At 62.3% G+C, this 9536-nt stretch carries 7 protein-coding genes; all 7 read left to right on the top strand.

What is annotated here, in order from left to right; translation table 11 throughout:
• The coding region (locus WCB02_RS29915; RefSeq protein ID WP_423963608.1) for a 2Fe-2S iron-sulfur cluster-binding protein at positions 1–366 on the top strand (366 nt) is incomplete at its 5' end.
• Positions 363–1343: an FAD binding domain-containing protein gene (locus tag WCB02_RS29910; protein ID WP_423963606.1), complete on the top strand. Its 981-nt coding sequence runs from the start codon at positions 363–365 to the stop codon at positions 1341–1343. The genes WCB02_RS29915 and WCB02_RS29910, both read left to right, overlap by 4 nt.
• Before the next feature lie 11 nt (positions 1344–1354).
• Complete coding sequence (locus tag WCB02_RS29905) at positions 1355–3565, top strand: molybdopterin cofactor-binding domain-containing protein (protein WP_423963604.1); 2211 nt, start codon at positions 1355–1357, stop codon at positions 3563–3565.
• Positions 3566–4130: 565 nt separating this feature from the next.
• Positions 4131–4808: a response regulator transcription factor gene (locus tag WCB02_RS29900; RefSeq protein ID WP_423963601.1), complete on the top strand. Its 678-nt coding sequence runs from the start codon at positions 4131–4133 to the stop codon at positions 4806–4808.
• Positions 4795–6150 carry a sensor histidine kinase gene (locus WCB02_RS29895; protein ID WP_423963597.1) on the top strand — a complete coding sequence of 452 codons (1356 nt, stop codon included), beginning with the start codon at positions 4795–4797 and terminating at the stop codon, positions 6148–6150. Before WCB02_RS29900 ends, WCB02_RS29895 begins: the two co-directional genes overlap by 14 nt.
• 685 nt (positions 6151–6835) lie before the next feature.
• Positions 6836–7786 (top strand): RNA polymerase sigma factor RpoH, encoded by a 951-nt coding sequence (rpoH, locus tag WCB02_RS29890; protein ID WP_423963595.1) that lies wholly within the window; start codon positions 6836–6838, stop codon positions 7784–7786.
• Between the two features lie 156 nt (positions 7787–7942).
• Entirely contained in the window at positions 7943–9331 is a 1389-nt protein-coding gene (locus WCB02_RS29885) for a sensor histidine kinase (RefSeq protein WP_423963593.1), read from the top strand.
• Positions 9332–9536 lie beyond the last annotated feature (205 nt).

The raw sequence follows: 9536 nt of genomic DNA, 5'->3' as shown, positions 1-9536 counted from the left end.
GTGCTGATCGACGGCCGCCGGATCAATTCCTGCCTGACGCTGGCGGTGATGCACGACGGCCAGTCCATCACCACGGTCGAGGGACTCGCCGACGGCGATAATCTGCACCCGATGCAGACCGCCTTCGTCGAGCATGACGGCTTTCAGTGCGGATACTGCACGTCAGGCCAGATCTGCTCGGCCATCGGCATGCTGAGCGAAGCTCAGGCGGGCATGCCGAGCTATGCGACCGCCGATCTGGCAAAAGCACAGGCCGAGCTCACCGATGCCGAGATCCGCGAACGGATGAGCGGCAATATCTGCCGCTGCGCGGCCTATCCGAACATCGTGGCAGCGATCAAGCAGTCGGCAGGAATCCAGTCATGAAGGCTTTCACGTACGCGCGCGCCGATTCGCTGGCGCAAGCCGCTGCCGCCGCGGCGAAACCCGGCACCAAACTGATCGCCGGCGGCACCAACCTGCTCGACCTGATGAAGCTGCAGGTCGAGACGCCTTCGGAGCTGGTCGATATCAACCACCTGCCGCTCGACAAGATCGAGGATACCCCGGACGGCGGATTGCGCATCGGCGCGATGGTGCGCAACAGCGACCTCGCCGCCGAGTCTCGCATACGGCAGCGCTATGGCGTGCTCAGTCGCGCCTTGCTGGCGGGCGCCAGCGCCCAGCTGCGCAACAAGGCCACCACCGGCGGCAACCTGTTGCAGCGCACGCGCTGCTACTACTTCTACGACGTGACCAAGCCCTGCAACAAGCGCGTGCCCGGCTCCGGCTGCGCCGCGCTTGGCGGCTTCAACCGCATTCATGCCATTCTCGGCACCAGCGATCATTGCATCGCGACAAATCCCTCCGACATGGCGGTCGCCATGCGCGTGCTGGACGCCAAGGTGGAAACGGTCAACGGAAATGGCGAGGCGCGCGAGATTCCCATCGCCGACTTTCACCGTCTTCCCGGCAACACGCCGCAAATCGAGACGGCTCTCAAGCCTGGCGAAATCATCACCTCGGTGACGCTGCCTCCGCCGCCTCCCGGACTACAGGTCTACCGCAAGGTGCGTGACAGGGCATCCTACGCCTTCGCGCTGGTCTCCGTCGCCGCCATTGTCGATGCGACGGCCGGTCGAATCCGTTCGGCGCGCGTTGCCTTTGGCGGACTGGCCCACAAGCCATGGCGCACGTCCCGCTCCGAGCAGAAGCTTATGGACTCGCCGGCGATGACGAGCACCTTCGATGCGGCCGCCTCCGAAGTCCTCGTGGAGGCTCATGGGTTCGGCGGCAATGATTTCAAGATTCCGCTGACGCGACGAACGCTGCACGCCGTGCTGTCGGAAGTCACCCGGACCTGAAGGATAAAGCCATGGAAATGAACTCACCCGTCGGCTTGAACGCGCTTGACGGCGATCCTCAAGGTGTTGTCGGCAAGCCGCTCGCGCGTGTTGACGGCCGGCTGAAGGTCACCGGCGGCGCACGCTACGCGTTCGAGATGCAGCAAGGGCCCGGCGTCGCCTACGGCTTTGTCGTCGAGGCCTCAATTGGCAAAGGAAAGATCCGATCGATCGACACCAGCGCGGCCGAGCAGGCGGGCGGTGTGCTTCTGGTTCTGACTCATCTCAATGCACCGCAACAGGGCAGCGGCAATCATCGCGAAGCTCATCCCGTGCTTACGGGGCCGGAGGTGGCGCAATACGGTCAGCCGGTTGCCTTCGTGGTTGCTGAAAGCTTCGAACAAGCCCGGGCCGCGGCTTATCTCGTCCGCGTCGGCTATGATCGTGCTCCCGGAAACTACGCGCTGCGCGATAATCTGGCGCAGGCGCGCGCGCCGCGGCCGACCGATGCCCCGGCCGCGGACAGCGCCGTCGGAAATTTCGCGAACGCGTTCGGATCCGCGCCGGTACGGCTCGACGTCACCTACGCCACCCCCCTGCAAAGTCACGCGATGATGGAGCCGCACGCCACATTGGCTGCATGGGACGGAGACAAGCTCACGCTCCATACCGCAAACCAGATGTTGAACCAGGGGCAGCAGGTGGTCGCCCGAACTCTGAAGATTCCGGTGGAGAATGTACGGCTGATCAGCCCGTTCATCGGCGGCGGCTTCGGCGCGAAATTATGGGTGAATGCCGACGCCATTCTTGCGGCAATCGCCTCGCGGCAACTGAGGCGCCCGGTCAAGACAGCGCTCACCAGGCAGCAGATCTTCCACGTCACCACACATCGTTCCGACACCATTCAGCGCCTTCGCCTTGGCGCGGATCGGCAAGGTCGACTGCTCGCCATCGGTCACGACGTCTTTTCCGGCAATCTGCCCACCGAACAGACCTATGAAGGCGCGGCGCTGCAAACCCGCACGCTTTATGCAGGCGCCAATCGGCTGACCCGGCATCGGCTGGCGCCGCTCGATATCCCCGTTGCGTCCTCGATGCGTGCGCCGGGTGAAGCAGTCGGCCTTATGGCGCTTGAATGCGCAATGGACGAACTCGCCGAGAAGCTCGACCTCGACCCGATCGAACTACGCATTCGCAACGAGCCCAGCGAAGATCCGGAAAAGCACATTCCCTATTCCAGCCGGCACCTGATTCCCTGCCTTCAGGAAGGTGCGCACCGGTTCGGATGGGACAGGCGCAACGCCAGGCCGGGCCAGGCCCGCGACGGTCGTTGGCTGGTGGGGATCGGTGTGGCGGCCGCCACCCGCGGTAATCCGCTCCGGCCCTCCAAGGCCAATGTCCGTTTGACGCCGGATGGCGTTGCCACCGTCCGGATGGCGATGACGGATATCGGCACCGGCACCTACACAATTCTGGCCCAGATCACCGCCGAGATGCTTGGGCTGCCGATCGAGCAAGTCCGCGTCGAATTGGGTGACACGAGTTTCCCGGAGGCCGCGGGCTCCGGCGGCTCGTGGGGCGCCGGCAGTTCAGGCTCCGCGCTGTTCGAAGCCTGCGAGGCCCTTCGCGAAAAGCTCGCCCAAATCGCCGGCATGGATCCAGCGACCGCCCGCTTTGCGGACGGCAGCATCGCAACCGGAGAACAATCAAGGTTGTTGACGGACCTTGTGGGCGCCGGAATTGACGCCGATGGGGAGATCGCGCCCGGCCGAAACAACAAGGATTACTCGCAGCAATCCTATGGCGCGCAATTCGCCGAAGTGGGAGTTGATCAGGACACTGGTGAAGTACGGCTGCGGCGCATGCTGGGCGTATTCACCGCTGGCCGTATCCTGAACGAAAAGACCGCGCGGTCCCAGGCCATCGGCGGCATGATCTTCGGCGTTGGCGCTGCCTTGCAGGAAGCCATGGCGCTCGACCCGCGGTTCGGCTTTTACGTCAATCACGACTTGGCCGAATACCATGTGCCGGTGCACGCCGATATTCCCGCAGTCGATGCCGTATTTCTTCCTGAGCTCGATAATTTCTCCAACCCGCTGAAGAGCAAAGGAATTGGCGAACTCGGCATCTGCGGCGCGGGCGCAGCGCTCGCCAACGCCATCCACAACGCCTGCGGTGCAAGGATTCGAGACTATCCGATCACCCTGGACAAGGTGCTTTCCAGCCTCCCGGTCCAGGCGTGACGCATGGCGAAGCGGCCGAAGTCGCGCGAAACGATGCGCTCTTTGAACCGTTCGACCGAAGCCGCGAGCGCGTAGGACTCGCGGAAATCTAATCGAGTCTGTGCAGGCTGCCCGGATGTCTTTAGGCTCGTGTGGGCGATGAAGCGAACACTGATCCCCACGTCAACCTTCGCAAGTCGAACCGGCTTCTTTCAATAAAAACAAATTTAGGCTGTCCCCGGGCGGCCTTCCAGCCGTGCTGCGGCTGCTAAGCCTCGATTCTGAAACGCTATTTAATGGCATCTCCCGGTTCGACGTCCTAGATATGCCTGGTAGCCGGGGCAGATATCTTCGCGATCCACGGCGAAGCCGCAGATGCGGGCGAAGACATGCTCCCACAAGGGGTTGTTTTCGACCGGGATTGGTGAGCCCGATCCCGTCTCTGACCAAAGGTGCAAAGGGGCTCGACTGAAGTTAGGTGCAGGATATGACCATGGCTCTGGACAACAGCGCTCCGCGCAGCTCGCTAACACCGGGCCAGCGACATGATATGGTCGGTCCGACCGCTTCTATCGGGAAATTGCCGATGACGAAGATTCTTCTGATCGAGGATGATAGCGAAACCGCCGAGGAGATCGCCGACGAACTGATACAGCGCGGTTTCGAAATCGAGCGGGCCGCCAGCGGAATTGAAGGCCTGGACAAGGCTCGTGCCGGCCGTCCGGATGCGCTGATCGTCGATCGCATGTTGCCCGGAATGGACGGCCTGACGATCATCGAGGCCTTGAGGCAGGAGCGGGTCCGCATCCCCGTTCTGATCCTGAGTGCGCTTGGGGCCATCGACGAGCGCGTTCGCGGATTGCGTTCGGGCGGCGATGACTATCTCACCAAACCGTTCGCGATCGTGGAGCTGGTTGCAAGGATCGAAGCGCTGTTGCGGCGACCAGCTGAGTCCCGGGAAACCATGCTGCGCGTGGGGCCGCTCGAACTCGATCTGATCTCGCGGACAGCCAGGCGCGGCGACCGCGCGATCGATCTGCTGCCGCGGGAATTCCGCCTGCTCGAATACATGATGCAGCGAAGCGACCAGTTGCTGACGCGCGCAATGCTGCTCGAGGAGGTCTGGAACTACAAGTTCGTGCCGGCGACCAATCTGGTGGACGTCCATATGGGCCGGTTACGGCACAAGGTGGATGGACCGAATGAAGCCCCCATGATCCATAACGTCCGCGGCTCTGGATTTATTCTCCGTGAACCTTCCTGATTTCATCCGAACCACAACCTTCCGCTGGACTTCCATTGCGTTCGCCGTCTGCATCCTGCTCTTCTCGGCCTTCGTGTATTGGGAAGCCGCGAGCTATATGTTGGCGAAGATGGATGCCGCGATATCCGAGGAGAGTCTCGCCATCGCGGGAGATACCCCGGACCGGCAGTTGGGCGCGATCGATGACCGGCTGAGCGAAGATCCGCGCCGCGTCAAGCTCGCCGGCCTGTTCGGCGCCGACGGGCATCGGATCGCCGGCAACGTGGAGAGCTTGCCGCGAGGACTTCCCCTCAACGCGACCGTCCAGACTGCACATGTCGTCAGGATCGATCAGCACGGGCACGAGGCGATGGCGGTTCGGGCAGTTGCCCGTCGTCTCCCCGACGACAATATCCTGGTGATTGCCCGTCACAATGGCGAGCTCAAGGAACTCGCCGAAGCGGTGGCGCGCGCGCTGCTGCTCGCCCTTCCCGTAGCCTTTGGCCTCAGTCTCGCGATCGGCGCCATTCTGAGCGTCCGCGTGCAGCGGCGTGTTACAAGCCTGAACGCCCTGGTCAGGCGCATCCTGTCGGGCAATCTGAGCGAGCGGATCCCGGTCTCTGGCCTCGATCACCCGTTCGACAAGCTTGCCGCGGTCGCCAATGGCATGCTCGACGATATCCAGGTCTTGGTCACCGAGATGGCCGGGGTCGGTAACGAGATCGCGCACGATCTGCGGACGCCGCTCACCCGAGCGAGAGTCTGCCTTGAACGCGGTCGCGCCAACGCCACCACGCTTGCGGAACTGCAGGGCGTCACTGACCGCGCGATCGGCGCGCTCGATCAATCGCTGACCATCATCACCGCGCTGTTGCGGATCACCGAGATCGAGAACAGCCGGGGCAGAGCGAATTTCAGTGAAGTCTCGCTCGCGGAACTCGTGCAGGAAGTCGGCGATCTCTACGACCCGATCGCGGAGGACAAGCAGGTCACATTGCACATCGCGTCCGAGGGGAACGCAACCGTCTATTGCGACCGTGACCTGTTGTTCGAGGCGGTGATGAATCTGGTCGACAATGCGGTCAAATTCACGCCCGCGGGTGGATCCATCAACATTGCCTCCGTCCATCGCCAAGGCGAAAACATCATCCGGATCTGCGACACCGGGCCGGGAATCGGCGAAAGCGAGCGAGCCGTCGTCACGCGGCGCTTCTATCGATCCGACAAGAGCCGGAATACGCAGGGCGCGGGCCTGGGCTTGAGCCTCGTCTCGGCCATCATGAAGTTGCATGGCTTCCGATTGGCGCTCAACACTGCCACAGGCTGCGTGGCTGAGATCATCTGCCCTGCTCCAGCCATTTGACGGTTAGCGACGCCGTCGTCCGCTGAATTCGAATTTAGTGGCAGCGCAGTTTCTCCGCACCATTTTCCAATGATCGAATCGTCGATGCCAACGTCAGGCTATGGCGTGCCCTTCGACGGAACAGAAGACAATGAAAGGACGATGTCATGAAACGAACGATGATAATCTTGGCGAGCGCGTTGCTGGCCGGAAGTCTGCTTGCGACCGGAGCGCAGGCACGGGGCGGCGGGGGCAGTGGGACGGGAGGCTTCGGCGGCGGTGTTCATATGGGCGGCTTCGGCGGTCATATGGGAGGCATCGCTGGCTCGCACACGGGGGTTGGCCCTCGAATGGCCTCTCCCGATTTCGGCGCAAGGCGTCACGTCGGCTACGGCGTGTATGACGGTCTCGGTTGCACGACTTACAACTACAATCTTCCGCCGGCATCTCAGACTTGGCCGCCCGCCTGCAGCTAGGCTGCAGCGACGAGGTCTACCCGACACAGGCGGCCGGTCTCGCTGAATGCGAGGTCGGCCGTCGCCTTTGCGAGCACAAGCGAGCAGCAGACTCTCAACGCGAATTTAGTGTCCTAAAGGCCAATTTAATGGTTGCCGCCCGCAGCTCCGTTATCTTCTCGATATCGCCTTCGACGCATCGATGACCCGAGCGATACAAGGCACCAGGTTTCCATAACGGAGCGACCGAGATGATCGTCGACGGTATCAGCACAAATCATTCCCGATTGCCTGCCCGGACAGCGCTTCCGACCGCCGCCCGCTGGCCGGCATCCGCTGCGGGCAACCCGGATTCAGGTTACCTGGGTGATATCCGGCGCTTCGCGATCCTTGAGAAGGAGCTCGAGTACCGGCTCGCCAAGCGCTGGCGCGAGCAGGGAGATCGCAAGGCCGCCGACCAGATCGTCACCAGCCACCTGCGTCTTGCTGCCAAGATCGCGAGGAACTACCGCGGCTATGGCCTGCCGCTGTCGGAAGTCATCTCCGAAGGCAATGTCGGCCTGATGCAGGCCATCAATCGCTTCGACCCGGACCGCGGCTTCCGCTTCGCGACCTATGCGATCTGGTGGATCCGGGCTTCGATCCAGGACTACATCTTGCGGTCATGGTCGCTTGTGAAGATCGGCACCACCGCAAGCCAGAAAAAGCTGTTCTTCAAGCTGCGCTCGGCCAAGGCCAAGATCTCGGCGCTCGACAATGCCGAATTGCGCCCCGATCAGGTCACGACGATTGCCACTACGCTTGGCGTGGAGAACCGCGACGTCGTGGACATGAACCGGCGCCTCGGCGGAGATCTGTCGCTGAACGCATCGATCCGTGACGAGGACAACGCGGGCGAATGGCTGGAGCAACTGGTCGACGAGAGCCCCTCGCCGGAAGCGATCGTGGTCGAGCTCGACGAGATGGATCATCGGCGCGATGCGCTGGTCCGCGCCATCGGCGTGCTCAACGATCGCGAGCGGCGCATCTTCGAGGCCCGCCATCTCGTCGACGAACCAATGACGCTGGAAGACCTCGCGATCCAGTTCAAGGTGTCCCGGGAGCGAATTCGACAGCTCGAGGCCAAGGCTTTCGAGAAGGTGCAGGCAGCTACCAAGCGGTCGGTGAGGGCACGAAGTGCACTGGTCGCGATGCATGCCTAGAGCTTGGATGGCTCTTGGTACTGTGCGGCCGGGTGCTGGCCTTTCCGCAGGAATTCGAAGCCCATCGACGCCGTCGTTACAACGCTTGCGATTCGCAGTGCGATCGAGAATGAGCTAAGCTGACTTCTGGAAACCAAGCACGTAGCCGGCACCGTTATGCGCCTTCCGGAACTTGCGCGCACGACCACCTTTCGCTCGGCTGCCGGGGCCGCCGGCGCCTTCGCCGTCTTCGTTCTGGTGTTGTTCGGCTTCACTTACTGGAAGACCGACCGCTATCTGGTCACTCGCTCCGATCATGTCATCGCCTCGCAATTGAGAGTGATGGCGGCTTTGTCTCCCGAGCAGGAAACTGATATCATCCAATACCATTTGAGCGAGGATCCGCGCGGCGTCCAGTTCGCGGGACTATTTCGTCCGGATCGGACCAGGATCGCCGGCAATCTCGACGGCCCACCGCCCGGTCTCGAGCTCGACGGTGCGGTGCATAGCATCGGGGTGACAAGAAGCGGCCAAAGCGGCGTTGAGGCCTGGACGGTTCGGGCAATCGGAACAACCCTGCCCGACGGCGATGTCCTCGTGCTCGGCCGCGATGTCGATGAAGCCATCGAGCTATCCAGGGTTGTTGGCCAGGCTCTGGCGTTAGGACTGATCCCGGCTCTTGTGCTTTGCCTCGCGACTGGGGCGCTGTTGAGCATGCGGGTCGAGCGACGGATCGCAGATGTCAACCAGCACGTCCAACGCATCGTCGCCGGGGATTTGCGCGAACGCCTGCCGAAGCTTGCGGGCGATGATCCCTTCGCCAAGCTAGCCTCCATCGTCAACGGCATGCTCGACGAAATCGAGGCTCTCATACACGCCATCGCCGGGATCGGAAACGATATCGCGCATGATCTGCGTACGCCGCTTGCCCGCGTGCGGCTGATGCTCGAACGCGGTCGGACCAACGCCCAAACGCTGGAGCAATTTCGGCTGGTCGCCGACAAGGCCGTCGCAGGAATCGATCAGTCGCTGGCAATGACCACGGCCCTGCTGCGACTTGTCGAAATCGAAAATAGCCGCCGGTCGGCGGGGTTCGGCAAAGTCGCGCTCGCAGACCTCTTGCACGAGGTCGGCGAACTCTACGAACCGATCGCGGAAGGCAAGAATATCGTCCTGCGCGTCGATCTCACGCATGCAGCTGTCGTCGACGGCGACCGCGACCTGCTAATGGAGGCCGTCGTCAATCTCGTCGACAACGCGGTCAAATTTACGCCGGCCGGAGGCTGCGTCGAGATCTCGTTGTTCCGCGATAATGCCGAGAGCATCATCCGCGTCAAGGACACCGGCGCGGGTATCAGCGAGCTCGAACGTGATGCCGTATTGAAACGATTCTATCGATCGGAAAAACTCAGGACCGCACCCGGATTTGGACTCGGCCTCAACCTGGTCGCGGCGATCGTCAAGCTTCACGGGTTTCGTTTGACGATCCATCCAGGGTCCGGCTGCGTGGTCGAAATCGCCAGTCCGGACTCTGTTGCCGACAGCAAGGCCGGCGAGCGCGGGTGAGACGGCTGATGCCGGCAATCGTTCCAGTCGTGCGTTCCGAACATGCTGAGAACCCCTAAACTTGATTTTAATGGCGACGTTGCTCCGCGCCTCCCACTTTCGTGCATGAGAGTCGCGGGGACATCCGCAGAGCCGCGCTCTCGCGTCCCAATTCAGCGGACTCAAGGGAGTGGCGCCGTGCGTAAACTTCTGGCTGTTCTTATCC

Source organism: Bradyrhizobium sp., assembly GCF_049581145.1.
In the GTDB taxonomy this organism is placed as follows: domain Bacteria; phylum Pseudomonadota; class Alphaproteobacteria; order Rhizobiales; family Xanthobacteraceae; genus Bradyrhizobium.
The sequence above is the reverse complement of the archived record's forward strand: the minus strand, read 5'-3'. Positions and strand labels throughout refer to the sequence as shown.

Bases quoted from the DNA above. Each gene is read 5' to 3' on its own strand.
- WCB02_RS29910 (WP_423963606.1), top strand. From the start codon at position 363: ATGAAGGCTTTCACGTACGCGCGCGCCGATTCGCTGGCGCAAGCCGCT.
- WCB02_RS29885 (WP_423963593.1), top strand. From the start codon at position 7,943: ATGCGCCTTCCGGAACTTGCGCGCACGACCACCTTTCGCTCGGCTGCC.
- WCB02_RS29900 (WP_423963601.1), top strand. From the start codon at position 4,131: ATGACGAAGATTCTTCTGATCGAGGATGATAGCGAAACCGCCGAGGAG.
- rpoH (WP_423963595.1), top strand. From the start codon at position 6,836: ATGATCGTCGACGGTATCAGCACAAATCATTCCCGATTGCCTGCCCGG.
- WCB02_RS29905 (WP_423963604.1), top strand. From the start codon at position 1,355: ATGGAAATGAACTCACCCGTCGGCTTGAACGCGCTTGACGGCGATCCT.